Below are 21,512 nucleotides of genomic sequence, written 5' to 3' on the forward strand. Positions count from 1 at the left end.
CGCCCGCTGCATGGTATCTCCGCGAAATCATGTCGATCTCGTCGGTGAAGGGGTTCCGGGACGGTCTCGGCCCGGCCGCGTGTCTGAGCCACGAGATCGAGGGAGCGGCTACGGGTGTCCTCGACGCCTACGGATTCTCCGAGATCCGTCTTCCGATTCTCGAGCGCACTGATCTCTTCGCGCGCGCCATCGGCGAGACGACCGACATCGTCGAGAAGGAGATGTACACCTTCGAGGATCGCGACGGCACGCTGATCACGCTGCGCCCCGAGGGTACGGCGTCGGTCGTCCGCGCCTTCGTGGAGCACCACCTCGACCAGAAGGATCCGATCACGAGGCTGTACTACTCTGGGCCGATGTTCCGCCACGAGCGCCCGCAGAAGGGGCGGCATCGCCAGTTCTATCAAGTCGGTGCGGAGCTGTTCGGCCGCGAAGACCCTCTCGCCGATGCGGAGGTGCTGGCCTGCGCGAGCGACATTCTCACGGCCGTCGGCATCCCCGATGCGCGGCTCCTCGTGAACTCGCTCGGCGACAACGCGTGTCGTCCGGCGTATCGCGACGTGCTCCAAGCGTGGAGCATCGAGCGACGCGACCGTCTCTGCAAGAACTGCGCGCGACGCGTCGACAAGAACCCGCTGCGCCTGCTCGACTGCAAGGATCCGGCGTGTCGCGAGACGACCGCCGATGCTCCTCTGCTCAAGGATCATCTCTGCGAGCCGTGCGAGACACACTTCAGCCGCGTGTGTGCACTGCTCGACTCGCTCGGCGTGTCGTACATGCTCGAACCGCGGCTCGTCCGGGGACTCGATTACTACGTACGCACGACCTTCGAGATCACCGCGGAAGGGTTGGGTTCGCAGACGGCGGTCGGCGCCGGTGGTCGGTACGACGGCCTCGTCGCTCAGCTCGGCGGGCCGAAGATGTCGGGGATCGGATTCGCCTTCGGTGTGGAGCGCCTCGCGCTCGCACTCGAGGCAGCGCAGCCCGGTGCCGAGGAGAAGGCGGGAGAGACTCTTCGTCCCGACGTCTTCATCGCGTCGCTCGGTGTCGACTCCGAGGAGGACGCATTGTCGATCGCTCGCAGGCTGCGGCGCGAGGGCATCCGCGTTGAACTCGACGGGGGTCGGAGTCTGAAGAGTCTGATGCGACGGGCCGATCGGCTCGGTGCGCCGCGGGTCTTGATCCTCGGAGAAGAAGAGGTCGCTGCGCGACGCGGTACCCTCAGGAACATGGTTGAAAAGCGAGATGAGAAGCTGGCCGTGGACTTCGACCTCGACGGCGAGGCGTTGCTCATTGCCATGGGAGTAGAGCGATGAGTAGTTCGGACCACCCGGAGATCACCCTCGACGCGCTCGGCGACTGGCGCGCTGGCAGTGGCTGCGGCACGCTTCGCGCCGAGGATATCGGCAAGGAACTCACCGTTCTCGGCTGGGTCGACACGCGTCGGGACCACGGCGGCATCGTCTTCATCGACGTCCGGGACCGGACCGGCATCTTGCAGGTCGTCTTCGACCCCGACGACGATGCCGTCTCCCACGGTCGTGCTCACGGACTTCGGAGTGAGTACGTCATTGGCGTTCGCGGGAAGCTCGCCAAGCGGCCTCCCGAGACCCTGAACACGGACCTCCCGACCGGCGAGGTCGAGATCCGCGCTTCCGAGATGAAGATCCTCTCGGGGTCGCGCGTTCTTCCGTTCCCGCTCGACGACGAGGACGAGGCCGGAGAAGTGGTGCGCCTGAAGCATCGGTATCTCGATCTTCGACGGCAGCGGCTGCGCAAGAACCTCATGGCACGCCATCAGACGGCGCGCGCCATCCGCAACTACCTCGACGACGAGAACTTCATCGACATCGAGACCCCGATTCTGACCCGTTCGACCCCCGAGGGCGCGCGTGACTACCTGGTTCCGAGCCGGGTGAATCCAGGCAACGTCTACGCGCTCCCGCAGTCGCCTCAGATCTTCAAACAGATCCTGATGGTCTCCGGGTACGAACGCTACTATCAGGTCGTTCGCTGCTTCCGTGACGAGGACTTGCGGGCCGATCGCCAACCGGAGTTCACCCAGGTCGACATCGAGATGTCGTTCGTCGGAGCCGAGGAGATTCTCGCGCTCACAGAGGGCCTCCTCAAAGCGGGTGCCGCCGCCATCGGCGCGCCGGTGCCCGAGGCTCCGTTCCCCCGCATGACCTACGAGGAGGCGACCCGGCGTTTCGGCACGGATCGACCGGACACCCGCTTCGGGCTCGAGCTCATCGAGCTCTCTGATCTGATGGAGACCGCACAGGCGCGTGTTCTAGCACAGGCCGTGGCCGAGGGAGGAATCGTAGGCGGTGTCGTGGCCGAGGACGGTCACAAGTTCAGCCGCCGCGAACTCGATGAGACCGTCGCCTGGGCGCAGTCGATCGGAGCGAAGGGCCTCGCGTGGATCCGCTCGACGGACGACGGTTGGCAGTCTCCGCTCGCGAAGTTCTTCGACGAGGGCGAACGAGAGAAGATCGAAGAACGCACCGGGCTGCGCAAGGGCGGGGTGCTGTTCCTCGTGGCCGGGCCGCGGAAGTACGCGCAGGGGATTCTCGGCCAGCTCCGGCTCCGCCTCGCCTCGATGTTGGACCTGATCCCCGAGAACCAGTGGAACTATCTCTGGGTCACGGACTTCCCGCTTCTCGAGTACAGCACCGAGGCCAAGCGCCTCGTGAGTGTGCACCACCCGTTCACGGCCCCGCGCGAGGAAGACCTCGACTTGCTCGAGTCCGAACCAGAGAAGGTTCTCGCGAACGCGTACGACGTCATCCTGAACGGCACCGAGCTCGGGGGCGGATCGATTCGTATCCATCGCCCGGACGTGCAGGCGCGCGTGTTCTCCGCTCTCGGGATCGAAGAAGGTGAGATGCGTGAACAGTTCGGGTTCCTGCTGGACGCGCTTTCGTACGGTGCGCCGCCGCATGGTGGCATCGCACTCGGGCTCGATCGGCTTTGCATGCTGTGGCTCGGCGAGGCGTCGATCCGAGACGTCATCGCCTTCCCGAAGACGCAGAAGGCCCACGATCCGATGAGCGAGGCGCCGTCCGCCCCGTCGGCCAAGCAATTGCGTGATCTCGGGCTGAAGTTCACGCAGAGCTGATCCGAGGTTTTAGGTCGCGCCGAGCTCCCCCCAGGCTGCCGCTCTCGGCGCCGGCGTCGGTTTAGAGGTCGTCGGGCAGGCTGGAGGCCGCGTCTGGGCTGCTCTGCAGGCGCACGTGGTGGCCGCTCTCTGCGAGGGCGGCGACTCCTGCGGGCGTCAGAGCGCCGCGGTTCTCATTCGGCTTGATCTCGCGCGGGACCCCGATCTCCATCCGCCGATTCTATCCCATCCGCCGAATTGAAGAACCTGCCTTTACAGCCCGCGGGGAGGGCCTTATAGACGCCTGCCATGGCAGCAGCGACCCAGGCGACGGACGTGCGGATCGACGGCAAGGCAGTAGGGCAGCGCGTCCGGGAAGAGGTGCGGGTACGCGTCGCGGCGATCGCGGATCAGGTCCGCCCGGGCCTGGCGACGGTACTCGTAGGCGACGACGCGGCGTCGGCGGTCTACGTGCGGATGAAGCACAAGGCGTGCGAAGCGGCGGGCCTCCTCTCGGTCGGAATCGAGATGCCGGGGACGACGACCCAGGCCGAGCTTCTGGCTCAGGTCGACGAGCTGAACGCGCGCGACGACATCCACGGAATCCTCGTCCAACTCCCGCTTCCTGACGGGTTGGATGAACACGAGGTGATCGAGCGACTGAAGCCGGAGAAGGACGTGGACGGCCTGCATCCGATCAGCCAGGGAAAGCTCCTAGCGGGCACGCCGGGGCCCCGCCCGTGCACGCCGGCCGGAGTGATCCGCTTGATCGACGAGGTCGGTGTGGATCCGAAGGGGAAGCGCGCGGTTGTTGTGGGGCGCAGCCTGCTCGTCGGGAAACCGATCGCGCTCCTTTTGTTGGAACGCCACGCGACCGTCACGATGTGCCACTCGCGAACCGCCGACCTGGCGCGCGAGGTCGGGGAGGCCGACATTCTCGTCGCGGCGATCGGGAAGCCGCGCGCCATCCCCGGCGAGTGGATCAAGCCGGGCGCCACGGTGATCGACGTGGGAGTCAATCGGACGGATGACGGACTGGTCGGTGACGTCGACTATGAGCCGGCGGCGAAGCGCGCGGCGCACATCACGCCGGTGCCGGGCGGGGTCGGACCGATGACGATCGCGATGCTGCTCTCCAATACCGTCGACGCGGCGATCGCGAGCGTGTCCGAGTGAGCGAGCTTCGTCGTACGCCGCTCTTCGACCGGCACAAAGCAGCGGGCGCACGCTTCGTCGACTTCGGTGGCTGGCAGATGCCCGTGCAGTATCGGGGTCTGCTCGACGAACATCAGGCGGTCCGCACTGCGGCCGGCCTGTTCGACGTCTCGCACATGGGGGAGATCGAAGTCGAGGGCTCCGGGGCGTTGGCCTTGTGCCAGCGAATCACGACGAACGATGCGTCGGTTCTGGACGTCGGACGGGCGCAGTACACGATCTGGTGCACCGAGGACGGTGGCACGATCGACGACACGATCCTCTACAGGCGCGGCGACGATCGCTACCTGTTCTGCGTCAACGCCTCGAACGTGGCGGCGTGTGTCGGCTGGATCCGCGAGCAGGCGAAAGGCGACGGGTCGGTCACCGTGACCGACCGCAGCGAGGACACGGCTCTGCTCGCGCTTCAGGGGCCGCGCGCGGCCGAACTCGTGGAGCAGGGCGCGGGCGCATGGCTGTCGGCGCTGCCCCGGTTCGGGTGCGCGGACGGGGAACTTTTCGGCATCCCGCTGTTCGCCGCACGGACCGGCTACACGGGCGAGGATGGGTTCGAGCTGTTCTGTGCTGCGGGTTCGGCGGCGGCGCTCTGGGATGCCCTGATGGGGCCCGGAGAGGCCCTCGGGCTGGAGCCGATCGGGCTGGGCGCCCGTGACACGTTGCGGCTCGAAGCGGGCCTGGCGCTCTACGGCCATGAACTCGGGCGCAACATCTCGCCGCTCGAGGCGGGGCTCGGATGGGCGGTTAAGCTCGATAAGGGTGAGTTCATCGGACGGGACGCACTTCGTGCACAGCGCGAAGCCGGTCCGCCGAGACAGCTGGTGGGCCTCGAGCTCACCGACAAAGGGATCGGGCGGGCCGAGTATCCCGTCCGATCGGGTGAGAATAGGGTCGGTGTCGTGACCAGCGGAACGCGTTCCCCGACACTTCGTCGGGCGGTTGCGCTTGCCTTGGTCGACAGAGAATGGCTAGACGCAAGTCTATCGATCGAGATTCGCGGACGTGCGGCCGCGGCGGAACGGGTGAAGCTTCCGTTCTATCGTCGTCCCACGCCGGGGAGGAACGGGAAGTAACAATGGAACTGCCGGAGGACTTGAAATATACCCGTGAGCACGAGTGGCTCGCTATCGAAGAGAAGGTGGCGACCGTCGGGATCACGGACCACGCGCAAGAGCAGCTCGGCGAAGTCGTCTTCGTGGAACTGCCCGCGGCAGGGGACAAGGTCGAAAAAGCGGAGCCCTTCGGGGTCGTAGAGTCCACGAAGGCCGTGTCGGACATCTACTCTCCGGTCTCGGGCGAAGTCGCCGAGGTCAATGACGATCTTCCCGATAGCCCGGAACTCGTGAATGAGGATCCGTACGGCGATGGTTGGATGGTCAAGATCACGATAGGGGACGAGGCCGACCTCGAAGAGCTGATGACCGCCGAAGAGTATCGCGAGTACGTCGAGTCCGAAGCGGAGTAGCGCCTCTGGCTACATCAGGCCGATGCGCAATCGGCTCTCGACGGCGCGGATCCGTTGGGAGACGCCTGGCTGAACGCTGGCCAGGATCTGTGCCTGGAAGATGAACTCGAACTCGCCGTCGAGATTGGCGGCGCCTTTCGGCGGGTTGGGGTCGAAGGCGGCCTGGCGTAGAGCCTCGACGAGCGTTCGGTCCATGGCCGGGCTCCCCGACCGATCCACGACCTCGAGCGTGCGGAGCTTTCCGTTCTGATCGAGGATGGCGCGCACCGTGAGGAGTTGTGTGGCGGCGAGAATGTCGGGGCCGTCGAGGTCACGCCGTTGGTAGATCAGTAGGTTCTGAAAGACCCGTGTGCCGACGCGCCGCACGAAGGGGGCAAAGCGATCGGCTTTGGTGTTCAGCATCGTGAGCTGCCCGGCGGCGACGTCGGGCAGGTGATCGAAGCTGCCACGCAGGCCGCTGAAGACGCCGGGGACGGGCGGTGGAGCCGCCATCAAGTCGCGCCGCGGGTCGGCCTCCGGTGCGGGCTTGGCGCCGGGCTGGGCAGCGCGGGGCTGCGGCCGCGCCCGCGCCAGGACTTTGGCGGGCGGAGCGAGAAGGCGGTCGAGCCCGGGGAGCGGCTTGGCGCGTTGTGGCTGCGGTGCAGGCTCGGCTCTCGGTGCGGGCTCGGCGGCGGGTTGGGGTTCGGGTTCGGGTTGGGCTGCCTCCTCCGGTGGCGGGGGAGGGGCCGGGACCGATTCTGGCGACCCCTTCTCCACGGGTTCGGCGTTCGGCGCGCCCGCCTCGGGGTTCCCGCGCCGGATCGTCTGCTGATCGACCGAGTTGTCACGGTCGCTCAGGTAGGCGGCGCCGTCGGGCGCGATCTCGTTGTCGGAATCCGAGGGCGCGACGATCTGCTTGGTCGGGACCCGTGCCAACTTGTCCGGCTGGGTCGCGACTTCCCCTTCGGCTTGCAGCGGTGGAGGGCTGTCGAGCTTCACGACGATCGGCGGAGGCCCGGCCTCGTCGACGAGCGTGATGGGCTCGAGACTCAACCACGCCAGAATCAGCCCGTGGGCGAGCAGCGAGATCAGCAGGAACGGCAGAAGGTCGCCAGTTCGATGGCGGTCGGGGTTCATGAACGCCGACATGAATCTACCTTGCAGCACCTACGGGGCTGCCCTAGACTTTCTCCCATGGGTTTCGGGATCTGGGAGCTGCTGCTGATTCTTGCGGTGGTGCTGATCATCTTCGGCCCGGGGCGACTTCCCGGGTTGGGAAGCGGCGTAGGCGACGCGATTCGCAACTTTCGCAAGTCGGTCAACAAACCCGACGCAATCGACGTGACACCGGAAGACGACGCCGACCCCGCCAGTTCCAAGGAAGCCTGATCCCAGCGCATCTTCGGTGGCTCAAGTCACCCGAGCATCGATGATGCGGACGACGACTTCCTCGAAGCCCTGAGGAGGGTCGGGGAACACGAGGAGGAAGCTGGCCGACTCGCCGGGACGGATCCGGAAGCGACGGTTTGGTTCTAGGCGCAGCAGCATCTCGACCTCGCTCGCGGAGAGATCGCGGATGGTCGAGCGTGCCTGGTTCGCTGCGTAGACTCTCTGGCTCCGCGTTGGTTGCCCGCCTACTACGAGTCCTCCCTCGACCTCGACGATTCGCAGGTCTTGGCTCGTGGTGTTCACCGCACGTCCCGAGACCACGTAGGCGAGCTTGTGGTCGCGGATGTAGTCGAGGCCTCCCTCGAGGTCGGTGACTTCGAGACGCCAGACAAGGAGATGGTCCTGCCCGAGGAGCCCACCAAGGATCGGGACTTCGGAAAGCTGCGCGAGTGCATCTGTCGGGTTCCGGTCGAGCGCCACTGCAACCAGAAGATAGAAGCAGAGGATCATTCCGACGCAGGTGCCGATCGGCTTCAGTGGCGATCGACGTCTGGGCGGAGCGGGCGCCCGCGGGCGGATGCTCGCCTTCCTCTTCTTCGGCGCCACGATGACCGGCGGAGGCGGCTCTTCCTCTTCCTCTTCCTCCTCCTCCTCGACTTCTTCGTCTACGAGCTCATCGTCGAACTCGAGCTCCTCCTCCTCTTCGTCCGCTTCCGGCTCGGCCGCGTCGCGCGCCGTCCCGGCTCGCCTGCGCTTGCCGGTTCCGAGCGTCGTGACGAACGCAGGCTCGGACGTGTCCGCTTCGTCCGGGTCACCCTCCTCGTCGGGCTCCTCGCGGGAGCGCTTTTTTCGAGGAAAGTCGAAGCTGAGGTTCTTGTCGGGGTTGCCCCGGGTGGCGGATCGATCCGCCCTCTCAGGCTCGCTCTTGAAGACGAGATCGCAGCGGGTGCACTTGAACACGGGCTGCGCACCGGCGAGGCGCGACTCGGGGACTCGGTACTGCGTGTGGCAGTGCGGGCACTGAACGGTCATCGTCGCTTCGTCGTTTCGCGGATCGGCTTCGTGGTGTTGCGCAGCCGAGGCGACCCTCGTCGTCCTAACCTGCCACACTCTGGGCTGGTTTTCATCTGCGGAGAGTCCGATGGTGCAAGGTTACGAGTTCGGGGCCGGTGGTGGGGTCGGGCCTGCCCCCGGGAGGGAGATCCTCCGTGGATTCCCAGAGGATGCCTCCGCGCCCGCCTCCCAGAAGCCAAGGGGCCGGATTCCGGATCGCCCGCCCCACGGCGGCCTCGGCCACCCGCGCCGCGCGCACGGCCAGGGTCGACCCGAGATCGCGGGACAACGACGCGTGGATCGCGAGAGCCGCGCCCTCGCGCTCCTGCCACGCCGCGAGGACCCGGTTTCCGGCGATGGCCACCCTCGGACGGGTCCGCTCGGTGCCTGGACGGCCGGAGTCGAGTTCCTGGGGCGGCGAGAAGCTGTTTCCGGCGTCGGTCGACGTGGCCAGGACAATCCGCTCGGCGCCGCTCTTGGCCGTGCGCCAGGTCGCGGCGACACTGGTCCCATCGACGGCGAAGTGAGCGAGCGGGTGCAGGCCGTCTTGCCTCTCGAGAAGTGTTCGGGGAGGGGCCCAACTCGCTCCACCGTCCGTCGACCGGCTGAGCCGCACGGCGATGGCACCCGTGGGCCCAGGAACCCACTCCGACCAGCCCGCGAGGATCGCCCCTGAGGCGCGGCCGAGCCACAGGGGTGTCGGGCCAGCGGGGCGCCCGGGGAGGGACGTCACGGGCCCGTCCGTGCCCCGCCCGTGCGGCGACAGCGCGAACACGCGAGGGGGGTTCCACGAGCCGACCACGGCCGTACCTTCCCCGGTTCCGAGCGCCACGAAGCCGATCGGAGCGCTGGTCGTGGTCCGGCCGACCCGCTTCCAGCCGGCGCGTGTGCCAGGGGCGCGCTGCCAGACGCCTAGTCGTTCCTGGCCGGTCGAGTGTCGTCCTGCCGGTCGGCCTTCGACGGCGATCACAGCGGGAGGCCGGCCCGCACCCCTGGGGTTCGACCCGAACTCGGCCGGCAACTCCCGGGGGGCCGGGTAGGGCGCACCGGAGGCGTCGCCCTCGGTCCATGCGATGCGGCCGGCACCGGCCCGGGCGGTTTCCCACCAGGCGATGGTCGCCGTGTCGCCTGAGCCTGCGAGGACGACCGGGGGATGTCGTCGATGCGTCGAGGGGCCCGTGAGCGTCGTCGGGGCGGCGCCGGGAGTCGCCAGGTCGATGGCGGCGACGCCGGTCTGTCCGTCCGTCGAGATCGCGAAGGCGGCCACCGTCCGGTTCTCGCAGGTGTCCAGGCTCGCGGCGGGGCCGTCGATGCGGCCGATCACCCGCGCAGCCGGTCCGACCGTCACGGGCTCGTCGAAGGTGGCGCAGCCCGGGGTGCAGACACAAACGAGCGCGGCTCCGAGGAGCCGTGCTCGTCTGCGCAAAGATGCGAGAGATGGGACTTGAACCCACACGGGTGTTACCCCACAGGCTCCTGAAACCTGCGCGTCTGCCAATTCCGCCACTCTCGCCCGGCAGATCGGCAGCTACCAGTCCGGCACGCGCGCTTCAAATCTCGCCGCCGTGGCCTGAAACGAAAGCGGCGGCCCGCGTCGTGGAACGCGAGCCGCCGGGCTTTCAATCGGGCGGCGCGGAGCGCCGCCGGGGAAAGAGGTTAGCTGCGCTCGGAGGCGAGGTCGCTCGCCGAGGAGGACTGCGAGAGCGGCCGACCGAGGCCCAGGGGTTCGTCGAGAGACGTACCCGAGGTGTGCAGGTCGTAGGCGTGCATGCCGTGCTCGCTGAGATCGAGGCCTTCGATCTCGTCCTCTTCGCTGACCCGGATGCCGATCGTGGCCTGCAGGACTCCGAAGATCGTGCCTGCGCAGAGCACGGTGAAGACCGCGTAGACGCCGACGCCGATGGCCTGTACGGCCAGGGAGTGGTCTGGGTTGGTCGAGAAGATACCGACCGCCAAGGTGCCCCAGATGCCGCAGACCAGGTGGACCGAGATCGCGCCGACCGGATCGTCGATCTTGATGCGGTCGAAGAACAGGACCGCCCCGACCACCAGGCCGCCTGCGATGAAGCCGATGAGGATGGCCGAGCCTGGCGTCATGACGTCGGCGCCGGCGGTGATGCCGACAAGGCCGGCCAGAATCCCGTTCAAGGCCATCGAGAGGTCAGGCTTCGAGGAGACGAACATGAAGGCGGCCATCGCGCCCAGCCCGCCGGCGGCACCTGCGAGGCAGGTCGTCGTGAGGGTGAGGGAGGTGAGCTGCGGGTCGGCCGAGAGAACCGAGCCGCCGTTGAAGCCGAACCACCCGAGCCACAGAAGCATGACGCCGACGGTTGCCATCGGAAGATTGCTACCCGGGATCGGTGTGAGACGTCCGTCCTTCGAGTACTTGCCGAGCCGTGGGCCGAGCATCGCCGCACCGACGAGAGCGGCCCAGCCGCCGACGGAGTGGACGAGGGTCGAACCCGCGAAGTCGTAGAAGCCCATGGCGTCGAGGAACCCGCCGCCCCACTTCCAGGAGCCGGCGATCGTGTACACGAGGGCAACGAAGATCGTCGAGAAGATCATGAAGGCGGGGAGCTTGATGCGCTCGGCGACCGCGCCCGACACGATCGTCGCGCAGGTCGCGGCAAACATCCCCTGGAAGAGGAAGTCGGTCCAGTACGTGTAGCCGCCGTCCGCGTACGCCGTCGTCATCCCGTCCGCGGGGGGGGTGAGGCCGAAGCCGGCGAAGCCGAAGTATCCGTTGAATTCGCCAGGGTACATGAGGTTGAAGCCGACCGCGTAGTACGTGAGAAGGCCGCAGCAGATCACGAATACGTTCTTGAACAGAATATTCGTGGTGTTCTTGGCGCGCGTCAGCCCGGTTTCGACGGACGCGAAACCGAGATGCATGATGAATACGAGCGCCGTGGCCAGCATCATCCAGACGTTGTTGGCCACAAACTGACCCGCCGACACGCCGTCATCGGCCATCGCCAGAGTCGGGACAAGGAGCCCAAGGGCTCCCAGTGCGAAACTATTCTTGTAGATTTTCTTCATTGGTATGGACCTCCCGGCTTTGGGAACTGATGGGTTCAGATTGCGTGCGCGCCGCGTTCGCCGGTGCGAATGCGTACGGCATCGTCGATGCTGAGAATGAAGATCTTTCCGTCGCCGATGCGCCCGGTGGCGGCCGCCGTGCGAATGGTCTCGGCGATCGCGGGAACGTTGTCGTCGTCGACGAGAAGTTCGAGCTTCACCTTCGGCAGGAAGTCCACGACGTACTCGGCGCCGCGGTAGAGCTCGCTATGTCCGCGTTGCCGACCGAAGCCTTTGACTTCGGAAATGGTCATGCCTTCGACGCCCTCCTTAGTCAGCGCTTCTTTCACTTCGTCGAGCTTAAACGGCTTGATAATGGCTTCGATCTTTTTCATCCCAGACTCCTTACGGTGGGCGCCGCCTTGTAGGGGCGCCTGTGGAGCCTGGATTCAGCAATGCCCGTGCCGCGGGGGGCGGGTGTTCCCATGTGGCGTTTCGGGCACCCGGGAGGGATTGCCTGCTCACAGGACGGGCGGATGCCTGATTTTTGAACAGCAATCGCTCGGCACGACCGTGGAGAGCAGAGCACGCGTGCTCATTGGCGCGCCTGCGGGGCGGTTGCTACCCTTCCACCCCGGATGTCGGCCGAGCTTTCGAAGGCGTACGCACCCAACGAGGTCGAGGATCGTTGGGCCAAGAAGTGGGTGAAGGAAGGGTTTTTCGTCGCGGACGCGGCGGCTCCCGGAGACGCGTTCTCGATGGTGATCCCACCACCGAACGTGACCGGGCACCTCCACTTGGGCCACGCGCTGAACAACACGATCCAGGACGTGTTGCTGCGCTACAAGAAGATGGACGGCTTCAACACGCTCTGGGTGCCCGGCACCGACCACGCGTCGATCGCGACCCAGAACGTCGTCGAGCGACAGCTCGCCGCGCAGGGCACCGATCGCCACACGCTGGGCCGTGAGGCCTTCCTCGACAAGACGTTCGCCTGGAAGAACGAGGTCGCTCCCTACATCATCTCGCAACTCCAGCGGCTCGGGGCCTCGTGTGATTGGACGCGTGAGCGCTTCACGATGGACGAGGGCCTCTCGCGAGCCGTCAGGGAGGTGTTCGTTCGGCTCCACGAAGAGGGGCTGGTCTACCGCGGTCGGCGCCTGATCAACTGGTGCTGTCGCTGCGGCACCGCGCTCTCCGACATCGAGGTCGAGCACCAGGACACCGAGGGGAGCCTCTGGCACCTGCGGTACCCGCTCTCGGACGGCAGTGGCCATGTGACCGTGGCAACGACGCGTCCTGAGACGATGCTCGGCGACACGGCTGTCGCCGTGCACCCCGAGGACGACCGATACGCGGGCCTTGTGGGCAAGACGATTCGTCTCCCGATCCTCGATCGCGAGATCCCGATCATCGCCGACGAGTACGTGGACAAGGAGTTCGGCTCGGGGGCGGTGAAGATCACGCCTGCGCACGACTTCAACGACTTCGACGTCGGGAGTCGGCACGACCTCCCGCAGATCTCCGTGATCGACGAGCAGGGCCGGATGACCGACGAGGCCGGGCCGTACGCCGGGCTCGACCGCGCCGAGTGCCGCACGAAGATCGTTGCCGCGTTCGAGGCCGACGGTGTTCTCGACCACGAAGAGCCGCACGCTCTGGCCGCGAGCGTTTGCTACCGCTGCCGCGAAGTGGTGGAGCCGTTGCTCTCGCTGCAGTGGTTCGTGCGGGCGAAGCCTCTTGCGCAACCGGCAATGCAGGCGGTCCGCGACGGACGTACGAAGTTCTATCCCGAGCACTGGGAGCGCACGTACTTCGCGTGGCTCGAGAATATCCGCGACTGGTGCGTCTCCCGTCAGCTGTGGTGGGGGCACCGGATACCCGCATGGTACTGCGACGCCTGCGGTGAGGATTCCGTTCTCGTCCTCCGCGAAGAGCCGAGCGCCTGTCCGACCTGCGACGGCGAACTCCGCCAGGACGAAGACGTGCTCGACACGTGGTTCTCGAGTGGGCTTTGGCCGTTCTCGACCCTCGGGTGGCCCGATGCGACGCCCGAGCTGCAGAAGTACTACCCGACGCAGGTCCTCGTCACCGGGTTCGACATCATCTTCTTCTGGGTCGCCCGGATGATGATGTTCGGTCTCAAGTTCACCGGCGAGGTCCCGTTCCGCGACGTTTACGTCCACGGCCTCGTGCGCGACGAGTACGGCGACAAGATGAGCAAGAGCAAAGGGAACGTCCGCGACCCGCTCGAGCTCCTCGCGACCTACGGCACGGATGCGCTGCGCTTTACGTTGGTCGCGCAGTCGGCCATGGGCCGCGACATCCGCCTTTCCCTGGAGCGAATCGATGGGAACCGGGCTTTTGCGAACAAAGTCTGGAATGCGGCGCGCTTCACGCACATGCATCTCGACGACTACGATCCGGCGGCCGAGCGTCTCGTCGGGGGCCCGGCGGAGCGTTGGATTCGCACTCGACTCTCGCGGGCTATCGAGGAGTTCCGCGCTGCGCTCGACGGCTATCGGTTCAACGACGCCGCGACGACGATCTACCGATTCCTCTGGAATGAGTTCTGCGACTGGTACGTCGAACTCGCGAAGCTCTCTCTGAACGGCGACGACGCCGACGCGCGTCGCGCTGCCCAGCAGACGCTCGTGGACGTCCTCGACGCGTCGTTGCGGTTGATGCACCCGCTGATGCCGTTTCTCACCGAGGAGGTCTGGCTTTCGCTGCCTCGGGTCGGCGAGCCGCCGGCCAGTGTGGTTCTGACGCCATTTCCGAAGGCCGACGACTTCGCCCGGGACGAGGCCTCCGAGCAGGGTGTGGAGCAACTCATCGCCGTGGTCCGAGCTCTGCGTACGCTTCGGTCGGAGTTGGGCGTGAAGCCGAAGCAGGAGATCGAGGTCCAGGTGGCCGAGGTGGCTGCGGGCTCGTGGGGCGGGGTTGAATCCTTCCGGAGCGCGATCGGATCCCTCGCGCGGGTGGGATCGATGGGGCAGATCGAAGGCGCTGAACGTCCCAAGGGTGCCGCGGTCGCGGTCGCCGGGGGCGTCGAGATGTACGTCCCGATCGCGGGCCTCGTCGACGTCGCCGCCGAACGGGAGCGCCTCGCGAAGGAGATTCAGCGCGTCGAGAAGGATCTCGGTGCGGTTCTCAAGAAGCTCGGGAACGAGTCGTTCATCGCACGGGCCCCGGACGAGATTGTGCAGAAAGAGCGCGGCAAGGCCGCCGAGCTCGAAAGCCGGCGGGACCTGCTGGCGCGTGGGCTCGAGCGTCTCGCCGAGGTTCAGTCGTGAGTCGCGAACTCGGCTCGGGCGTCGATCCGTTCGAGCATCCGAGTACCGGGGCGCTGATCGCGGCGGCGCTCGCCGAGGATGTCGGGCGCGGAGACGTCACGAGTCTGGTGACGATTCCGCCCGCAGACGCTGGTGCGGCAAGGCTCGTAGCGCGCGAGGATTGCGTCGTCGCCGGCCTGCCGCTGATCGAGCGGATCTACGGCGCGCTGGTGGGGCCCGGTGTCGTTTCCGTAAATCTGCGCGTTCGCGAGGGCGCGTCGGTCAAAGCGGGGCGGGCTCTCGCGGAGCTTCGTGGGCCACTGGCGACGATCCTTACGGGCGAGCGACTCGCCCTGAACTTCCTTCAGCAGCTCTGCGGAACGGCGACCGTCACGAGCCGCTTCGTCGATGCGGTCGAGGGCACCGGCGCCGAGATTCTCGACACGCGCAAGACGATCCCGGGCCTCCGTCTTCTCCAGAAGTACGCGGTTCGGGTCGGCGGAGGTCGGAACCACCGGTTCGGTCTGGATGATGGTATTCTGATCAAGGATAACCACGTGGCCGCGTGCGGTTCGGTTCGGGCCGCCGTCGAGCGGGCGCGTCGTGGTGCCCCGCACGGTCTTCGGGTGGAAGTCGAGTGCGACCGGCTCGACCAGGTGAAGCAAGCGCTCGCCGCCGGCGCCGACGTGGTGCTCCTCGACAACATGACGCCGGCCGTGGTGGGACGCGCACACGCGCTCATCGCGGGGCGCGCTGTCGTGGAAGTCTCGGGCGGTATCGGACTCGACAATGTTCGCAAGTACGCGGAGCGCGGTCCTGCGTTGATCTCAGTCGGCGGTCTCACGCACTCGGCGCGGGCCATCGACCTCTCGCTCGAGGTCAAAGGCGCCAGGGCGGGCCGCAAGAAGTGATCGACGAAGCGCTGCTCGAGACCCTGCAGGGTGGTGCGTGGTGCTCCGGTGCGGAGATCGGGACACGCATCGGCGTGTCTCGGACGGCTGTCTGGAAGAAGATCGAGGCGCTTCGGGAACGGGGCTACTCGATCGAGGCGATGGCCGGTCGTGGATACCGCTTGCTCGGAGGACCGGACAGACTGCTGCCGACTGAGGTCCGCCGTCATCTGACGGCGAAGCGACTCGGCATGGACATCGTGCACCGCGAAGAGGTCGATTCGACGAACAGGTTGGCGGGGGAGCTTGCGCGCGGTGGCGCCCCCGAGGGTACCGTGGTGGTCGCCGAGGCGCAGACCGCAGGGCGAGGTCGCCTCGGGCGAGAGTGGACCTCACCCTCGAATCTGAATCTGTATCTGTCTGTGGTGCTCCGTCCGCCCGTCGCGCCGGTGGACGTCACGTCGTTGTCCCTGGTGGCCGCCATCGCGGTCGCCGAGGCGATCCTGTCCACGACCGACTTACGATCCGGGATCAAGTGGCCGAACGACGTCCTTCTCGGCCAGCGAAAAGTCTGCGGGATCTTGACCGAGATGGATGCGGAGTCGGACCGGGTCCGGTTTCTGGTCCTCGGGATCGGGGTAAATTTGAACGCGACCGCCCGGGATTTTCCTCCCGAGCTACGCCGCAAGGCGTCGAGCCTGCGTATTGCCACGCGCCGGCGAATCGACCGGGCCGCGTTCACGGGCGCTCTCTTGAACGAGCTCGAGGTTGTTTACGACCAGTTCGTGGCCGGCGGTTTTCCCGCCGTGCAGAAGGCCTACGAGGCGTATCACTGCCTCCCGGGGCGTCGCGTGCGCGTCGAGGGGGCCGGAAACCCCCGGGGAGTGGTCCGGGGCGTGGCTCCGGACGGGGCGCTCCTGGTCGAGACGGCCGACGGCGTCGTCCGGGTCTCCTCCGGCGAGGTGACGCTCCGCGGCACGTATCGTTCCTAATTCCCTTGCGCGAGATGCGTCCCGTGACTTAGTCTCGGCGCCGCTCGGATGTTGCTCGCGATCGACGTCGGGAACACTCACACGGTACTGGGTTTGTTCGAAGGGGATACGCTGCGCAGACGCTGGCGTATCGTCACAGAACACTCTCGTACGGCGGATGAGTACAGTGTGGTGCTCTGGAATCTCACCCGCATGAGCGGCGTCGAGGCCGGTCAAATCCAGGGGATTATCGTATCCAACGTGGTGCCGCCGCTCCAGTCGGTGGTGGAGGCGATGTGCACCGAGACCTTCGGTCAGAGCCCTCTGGTGGTCGGACCCGGCATCCGCACCGGGATGCCCATCCTCTACGACAACCCCCGTGAGGTCGGCGCCGACCGCATCGTGAACGCGGTGGCCGCCTACGAGCGGAATCACGACGTCTCGATCGTGGTGGACTTCGGCACGGCGACGACCTTCGATGTCGTCTCGAAGCGCGGTGAGTACCTTGGGGGAGTGATCGCTCCGGGCGTCGGGATCTCTCTCGACGCTCTGTTCTCCCGCACGGCCAAGCTCCAGGCAGTGGAACTCGTGCGGCCGCCGAAGGTTATCGGCCGGAATACCGTCAACTCGATCCAATCGGGCGTGTACTTTGGGTACGTCGCGATGGTCGACGGAATGGTTCGGCGGATCCAGGAGGAGTTGGGCGAGCCGGCGACCGTGACCGCGACCGGTGGTTTCGGACAACTGATTGCCTCCGAGTCGGAGACGATCGACGACGTGAACGAATTCTTGACGCTCGAAGGTCTGCGTCTCATCTTCGAGCGGAATCGGTAGGGAACCGGGCATGGCCGCTCTTGACCCTGCACGCATTCGAAACCTCGTGTTGATCGGACACGGTGGCGTTGGGAAGACGACCCTCGGTGAGGCGCTCCTTCTGACAGCCGGCCAAACGAATAGTCGCGGAGTTACGGCGGACCGCACCTCGAACTTCGACACGGAGCCTGAGGAGGAGGCGCGCGGCCACTCCATGTTCTCCGCGTTCCATCACCTCACCTGGAAGGACCAGGCCATCAACATCGTCGACTGCCCGGGCGCGAACGCGTTCGTGCACGACGCGAGTGCCGTGTTGCAGGGCGCGACGACGGCGGTGCTCGTCGTGTCGTCGCACGGGGAAACCCGCGGCGAGGACGAGAAGGTACTGAGCTGGGTGGCCGACGGATCGGTTCCGCGCATCGCTTTCGTCACAGGGATGGATCACGAGCGAGCCGATTTCGAGCGGGCGCGCGAAGCTCTGACCGTCGGGCTCGAACTGAAGCCGGTGGCTCTTCACCTGCCGATCGGCGCCGGAGACGGCTTCGTCGGCATCGTGGACGTTCTCCATCAGAAGGCGCTGCTCGGGCAGGGGGAGAAGGGGCAGTCCAAGCAAGCGCCGATCCCCGACGACCTCGTCGAAGCGGCGGAGAGCGCTCGGGAGCAGTTGGTCGAGGCCGTTGCCGAGGCGGACGACGACCTGCTGGAGAAGTACCTCGAAGAAGGCGAACTGGGTCAAGAGGAGCTCCGCGCCGGCCTCGTTTCCGGCATCGCGTCGGGGGCACTGCTCCCGCTGCTGTGCGGCTCGGGCGAGAAGGCGTTCGGCGTCGGGACCTTTCTCGACTTCATTGCGGAGGACTGTCCCTCGGCTGCGGACCTGCCGCCGGCGCTCGGCGACGATCCGAAGACCGGGGATGAAATCCTCCGAGCGGCCGACCTGAACGAGCCGTTCTCGGCGCAGATCATCCGGACCCTGATCGATCCGTTCGCGGGCAAGCTGTCCGTGATGCGTGTGTTCTCAGGCAAGGTCGCCGCGGACAGCCCGATCTTCAACTCGACGCGCGCGGAAAAGGAGAAGCTCGGCCACCTCTTCCGACTCGAGGGGAAGAAGCAGGTGGCCGTCACGGAGGCGGTTGCGGGAGACCTCGTCGCCGTCGCGAAGCTCAAGGTCGGCAACACCGGCGACACCCTGTGTGATGAGAAGGTGCACACCTACTATCCGCTGCTTCGCAGCTTCGAGCCGGCCATCTCTTTTGCACTCGAGGCGAAGAACAAGGGCGAAGAAGACAAGGTCATGGTTGGCCTCCAGCGACTGCAGGAGGAAGATCCCGCGATCCACCTCGACCGTGATCCGGAGTCGAAGGAGATCATGCTCGGCGCAATGGGCCAGCTGCACGTCGACCTCGTCGTCGAGCGCTTGAAGCGGAAGTTCGGCGCTGAGGTGCTCCTTTCGGCTCCGAAGATCCCGTACCGCGAGACCGTCCGTTCGCGCTCGCAAGCCGAGGGCAGGCTCAAGAAGCAGACCGGAGGACACGGCCAGTTCGCGCTCGCACAACTCGAGATCGAGCCTCTGCCCCGCGGGGCGGGCTTCGAGTTCGTCGATAAGGTCGTGGGCGGCTCGGTGCCGCGGAACTTCATCCCGGCGGTCGAGAAGGGCGTCATCGAGACGATGCGCAAAGGCGCGCTCGGTGGGTACCCGGTCGTCGATGTGCGCGTCACGCTCTACGACGGGAAGCACCACGACGTGGATTCGTCCGAGATGGCCTTCAAGCTGGCCGCGGCGATGGGCTTCAAGGCGGCATTCGAAAAGGCGAAGCCGGTGATTCTGGAGCCCATCATGGCCATTGACGTGAGTGTGCCCGACGAGGCCATGGGCGATGTGCTCGGCGACGTGAATTCGAGGCGCGGCAAGGTGCAGGGCGTCGAGCCCAAAGGGCATGGTCAGGTCATCAAGGCGATGATTCCGATGGCTGAGATCCTGACCTACGCGCCGGATCTGAACTCCATGACCGGCGGCCGGGGTTCGTTCCACGTGGAGTTCTCGCACTACGAAGAACTCCCGTCGCACTTCGCAGAGAAGATCGCGTGGGCTAAAAAGCAATCGGAAGGTTCTTGAGCAATCCGCCGCGGCCGGGCTCGCTTGGCGCGCCGGCGGACCCCATGGCGAAGGACCCCGAGGTCGTCGCAGTGCTCGAAGGGCGGGACACGATCCAATTGGATTCCGAGTTGGTCACCGAGCCGGCTCCCCCCGAACGCAAGGAGTCCGTATTTGGGCGCGTGCGCAAGATGTCGGTACCCGAGCGCCTGAAACTCGCTATGTCGGGGAACAAGGAGGCGCGGCAGGTCCTGGCGCGGGATCCGGTCCGGATGATCCAGACCGGTGTGTTGAAGAATCCGCGGGTCACTCTCGAAGAGGCGCTCGCGATGGCGAAGAACCGAAGCCTACACGGCGACCTGCTTCGGATCATCGCGAACCACCGCGAATGGGTCCGACACTACGCCGTGCGGTTGGCCCTCGTGCAGAATCCGAAGACACCTTTGCAGATCGCGCTCACGTTGCTGAGCGGCATTCGTGAGCGCGACATGCGGCTGCTTGCGCGCTCGAAGAACGTCGCGTCCGTGTTGCAGCAGCAGGCGAAGCGGAACCTGCTGCGGAAAGGCGGGAAGTAGGGCGCGTCAAGGCGTCGGCGTTGCCTCCGTCGATGGCGTCGGCGTGGCGGTGGGGGACCGGAAGGTTCGAATGACACCGGCCGTCGCCGTCTGGGTCTCGAAGTCGATGTCGATGCCCGAGATCGACGCGGTCCAGCCGCGTAGGATGTCCTGCAGCTTGTTGTCCGGGTCGGACAACTGGGCGAACTCGTCGCCCGGTTCGATCCTGCCGCACCGGCCTTCGTTCCTGCGGCAAATCCAGAAGGCCAGGTCGAGAGAGGACGTCGCATCCACCGTGATCCGGAAGTCGAAGTTACCCGCCGAATCGGGGTAGGCCTCACCGGTTGGAAGGCAGCTCGTGAACTCTTCGGGTGGCGCGTCGCTGGGCAGGTCGATGCAGCCGATCGAGAGGATGGACTCGATCGGATCGCGGGTGTCGAAGCTGAGGATGTTTCCGCTCACAGTGAGGACCTGGGGTGCACCCGGCGTGGGTGTCGGGACCGCCTCGCAGTTCAGGCAAATGTCGTCGCCGCCGCACTGAACAATCGCCAGCGCGAGAAGCGCCAGCCCGACTACCTGCCCCAAAATCCGCATCACCTGAAAACTCTAGGGGCGCTTGAGGAAACCGTCAAACGGGTTCCCCGGCCCCGGTAGCGCGGGGCGGAGCGGCTCGTTAGACGACTGTTCGCGTTGGCGGTCCAATCCATCCGCCACTTCAGCAGGAGGAAGACCAAAAATGGCTCGTAAGAAGATCGCCCTGATCGGGGCAGGCAATATCGGCGGAACCATCGCGCACATGGCGGCGCTCAAGCAGCTCGGCGACGTGGTGCTCTACGACGTCGTCGAGGGCATGCCCCAGGGCAAGGCGCTCGATCTCACCGAGTCGGGCCCGATTGATCTGTTCGACGTCGACGTCACGGGATCGAACGACGTCAAGGACATCGGCGGCGCCGACGTCTGTATTGTCACCTCGGGCCTCGCTCGCAAGCCGGGCATGAGCCGGGACGACCTGCTGGGCATCAACGCGAAGATCATCTCGGAGGTCGCCGCGGGCATCAAGACGCACGCCCCCGACGCGCTCGTGATCGTTCTCACGAACCCGCTCGACGCCATGGTCACGCTGATGAAGCGCCAGACCGGCTTCGCCAAGCAGAAGGTCGTCGGCATGGCCGGAGTGCTCGACTCGGCGCGGTACAGCTCGTTCCTCGCGATGGAGCTGAACGTCTCGGTGAAGAGCGTGCAGGCGCTGGTCCTCGGCGGTCACGGCGACGACATGGTCCCGGTTCGCTCGAGCTGCACGGTCGGCGGCGTTCCTGTCGATCGGCTCATCTCGGCCGAGCGTCTCGAGGCCATCGAAGAGCGCACCCGTAAGGCGGGCGGCGAGATCGTCGGTCTCTTGAAGACCGGTTCGGCCTACTACTCGCCGGCGGCGGCTGCGGTTCGTATGGCCGAGTCGTACCTGCTCGACAAGAAAGAGATCCTGCCGTGCGCGGCGTATCTCGAGGGCGAGTACGGATGCTCGGACCTCTACCTCGGAGTGCCGGTGCAGATCGGTGCCGGCGGCGTCGAGAAGGTCGTCGAGGTGGAACTCACCGACAAGGAGAAGGAAGAGGTCAAGGTGTCTGCTTCTCATGTCGGCGACCTCGTTGGTGCGCTCGACAAGGTCCTGGCCTCTTAAGTCTCCAGCGCGGGGGCCGAGTC

The 21,512-nt window shown here is 66.2% G+C and carries 20 protein-coding genes and 1 tRNA gene; 13 read left to right on the forward strand and 8 right to left on the reverse strand.

Going from position 1 to position 21,512, the window contains the following annotated elements:
* Window positions 1-29 precede the first annotated feature (29 nt).
* Window positions 30-1,316 carry a histidine--tRNA ligase gene (hisS, locus tag P8R42_04190; GenBank protein MDG2303849.1) on the forward strand — a complete coding sequence of 429 codons (1,287 nt, stop codon included), beginning with the start codon at window positions 30-32 and terminating at the stop codon, window positions 1,314-1,316.
* The gene (gene aspS / locus P8R42_04195) at window positions 1,313-3,121 is read left to right on the forward strand and encodes an aspartate--tRNA ligase (GenBank protein MDG2303850.1); all 1,809 of its coding nucleotides are present in this window, start codon (window positions 1,313-1,315) and stop codon (window positions 3,119-3,121) included. The genes hisS and aspS overlap by 4 nt, the downstream gene beginning before the upstream one ends.
* A 61-nt stretch (window positions 3,122-3,182) precedes the next feature.
* Here the strand turns inward: aspS and P8R42_04200 are convergent, their stop codons facing one another.
* A complete protein-coding gene (locus P8R42_04200) occupies window positions 3,183-3,332 on the reverse strand; it encodes a hypothetical protein (protein MDG2303851.1) in 150 nt (49 codons plus the stop codon).
* Between the two features lie 77 nt (window positions 3,333-3,409).
* Between P8R42_04200 and folD the strand changes: the two genes are divergently transcribed.
* From folD to gcvH, 3 genes are read left to right on the forward strand one after another with little or no spacing between them, the layout of a single operon-like run.
* Window positions 3,410-4,276, forward strand: coding sequence for a bifunctional methylenetetrahydrofolate dehydrogenase/methenyltetrahydrofolate cyclohydrolase FolD (folD, locus tag P8R42_04205; protein ID MDG2303852.1), 867 nt, complete (start codon window positions 3,410-3,412; stop codon window positions 4,274-4,276).
* Complete coding sequence (gene gcvT / locus P8R42_04210; protein ID MDG2303853.1) at window positions 4,273-5,385, forward strand: glycine cleavage system aminomethyltransferase GcvT; 1,113 nt, start codon at window positions 4,273-4,275, stop codon at window positions 5,383-5,385. The genes folD and gcvT overlap by 4 nt, the downstream gene beginning before the upstream one ends.
* 2 nt (window positions 5,386-5,387) lie before the next feature.
* On the forward strand, window positions 5,388-5,777 hold the full coding sequence (gene gcvH, locus P8R42_04215) for a glycine cleavage system protein GcvH (GenBank protein ID MDG2303854.1): 390 nt from the start codon (window positions 5,388-5,390) through the stop codon (window positions 5,775-5,777).
* Between the two features lie 9 nt (window positions 5,778-5,786).
* Here the strand turns inward: gcvH and P8R42_04220 are convergent, their stop codons facing one another.
* A complete protein-coding gene (locus P8R42_04220) occupies window positions 5,787-6,905 on the reverse strand; it encodes an energy transducer TonB (protein MDG2303855.1) in 1,119 nt (372 codons plus the stop codon).
* Window positions 6,906-6,950: 45 nt separating this feature from the next.
* Here P8R42_04220 and tatA point away from each other — a divergent pair, with 45 nt between their 5' ends.
* Window positions 6,951-7,145, forward strand: a complete 195-nt coding sequence (tatA, locus tag P8R42_04225; GenBank protein MDG2303856.1) for a twin-arginine translocase TatA/TatE family subunit — start codon at window positions 6,951-6,953, stop codon at window positions 7,143-7,145.
* A 21-nt stretch (window positions 7,146-7,166) separates the two neighbouring features.
* On the opposite strand, the gene P8R42_04230 is transcribed toward tatA, so the two are convergent.
* The 5 genes from P8R42_04230 to P8R42_04250 all read right to left on the reverse strand — a co-directional run bounded on the left by P8R42_04230 (window position 7,167) and on the right by P8R42_04250 (window position 11,611).
* Window positions 7,167-8,177 carry a zinc-ribbon domain-containing protein gene (locus tag P8R42_04230; protein MDG2303857.1) on the reverse strand — a complete coding sequence of 337 codons (1,011 nt, stop codon included), beginning with the start codon at window positions 8,175-8,177 and terminating at the stop codon, window positions 7,167-7,169.
* Window positions 8,178-8,268: 91 nt separating this feature from the next.
* Window positions 8,269-9,546 (reverse strand): hypothetical protein, encoded by a 1,278-nt coding sequence (locus P8R42_04235; GenBank protein ID MDG2303858.1) that lies wholly within the window; start codon window positions 9,544-9,546, stop codon window positions 8,269-8,271.
* A gap of 81 nt (window positions 9,547-9,627) precedes the next feature.
* A tRNA-Leu gene (locus P8R42_04240) sits at window positions 9,628-9,711 on the reverse strand.
* Between the two features lie 143 nt (window positions 9,712-9,854).
* Window positions 9,855-11,171 carry an ammonium transporter gene (locus tag P8R42_04245; GenBank protein ID MDG2303859.1) on the reverse strand — a complete coding sequence of 439 codons (1,317 nt, stop codon included), beginning with the start codon at window positions 11,169-11,171 and terminating at the stop codon, window positions 9,855-9,857.
* 101 nt (window positions 11,172-11,272) lie between these two features.
* Window positions 11,273-11,611: a P-II family nitrogen regulator gene (locus tag P8R42_04250; protein MDG2303860.1), complete on the reverse strand. Its 339-nt coding sequence runs from the start codon at window positions 11,609-11,611 to the stop codon at window positions 11,273-11,275.
* A gap of 243 nt (window positions 11,612-11,854) precedes the next feature.
* Here P8R42_04250 and P8R42_04255 point away from each other — a divergent pair, with 243 nt between their 5' ends.
* Genes P8R42_04255 through P8R42_04280 form a run of 6 tightly spaced genes read left to right on the forward strand, consistent with a single transcriptional unit; the run spans window position 11,855 to window position 19,832 of the window.
* The gene (locus P8R42_04255) at window positions 11,855-14,512 is read left to right on the forward strand and encodes a valine--tRNA ligase (GenBank protein MDG2303861.1); all 2,658 of its coding nucleotides are present in this window, start codon (window positions 11,855-11,857) and stop codon (window positions 14,510-14,512) included.
* On the forward strand, window positions 14,509-15,402 hold the full coding sequence (gene nadC / locus P8R42_04260) for a carboxylating nicotinate-nucleotide diphosphorylase (protein MDG2303862.1): 894 nt from the start codon (window positions 14,509-14,511) through the stop codon (window positions 15,400-15,402). The genes P8R42_04255 and nadC overlap by 4 nt, the downstream gene beginning before the upstream one ends.
* Window positions 15,399-16,373 carry a biotin--[acetyl-CoA-carboxylase] ligase gene (locus P8R42_04265; protein ID MDG2303863.1) on the forward strand — a complete coding sequence of 325 codons (975 nt, stop codon included), beginning with the start codon at window positions 15,399-15,401 and terminating at the stop codon, window positions 16,371-16,373. The genes nadC and P8R42_04265 overlap by 4 nt, the downstream gene beginning before the upstream one ends.
* 48 nt (window positions 16,374-16,421) lie before the next feature.
* Window positions 16,422-17,186, forward strand: coding sequence for a type III pantothenate kinase (locus tag P8R42_04270; protein MDG2303864.1), 765 nt, complete (start codon window positions 16,422-16,424; stop codon window positions 17,184-17,186).
* A gap of 10 nt (window positions 17,187-17,196) precedes the next feature.
* Window positions 17,197-19,278: an elongation factor G gene (gene fusA / locus P8R42_04275; GenBank protein ID MDG2303865.1), complete on the forward strand. Its 2,082-nt coding sequence runs from the start codon at window positions 17,197-17,199 to the stop codon at window positions 19,276-19,278.
* Entirely contained in the window at window positions 19,275-19,832 is a 558-nt protein-coding gene (locus P8R42_04280) for a hypothetical protein (protein ID MDG2303866.1), read from the forward strand. Before fusA ends, P8R42_04280 begins: the two co-directional genes overlap by 4 nt.
* Before the next feature lie 6 nt (window positions 19,833-19,838).
* Here P8R42_04280 and P8R42_04285 read toward each other — a convergent pair whose 3' ends face one another.
* Window positions 19,839-20,408, reverse strand: a complete 570-nt coding sequence (locus P8R42_04285; GenBank protein MDG2303867.1) for a hypothetical protein — start codon at window positions 20,406-20,408, stop codon at window positions 19,839-19,841.
* Between the two features lie 139 nt (window positions 20,409-20,547).
* Between P8R42_04285 and mdh the strand changes: the two genes are divergently transcribed.
* Entirely contained in the window at window positions 20,548-21,489 is a 942-nt protein-coding gene (gene mdh, locus P8R42_04290; protein MDG2303868.1) for a malate dehydrogenase, read from the forward strand.
* Window positions 21,490-21,512: the final 23 nt, after the last annotated feature.

The sequence above is a fragment of the Candidatus Binatia bacterium genome, assembly GCA_029243485.1.
GTDB lineage: Bacteria > Desulfobacterota > Binatia > UBA12015 > UBA12015 > VGTG01.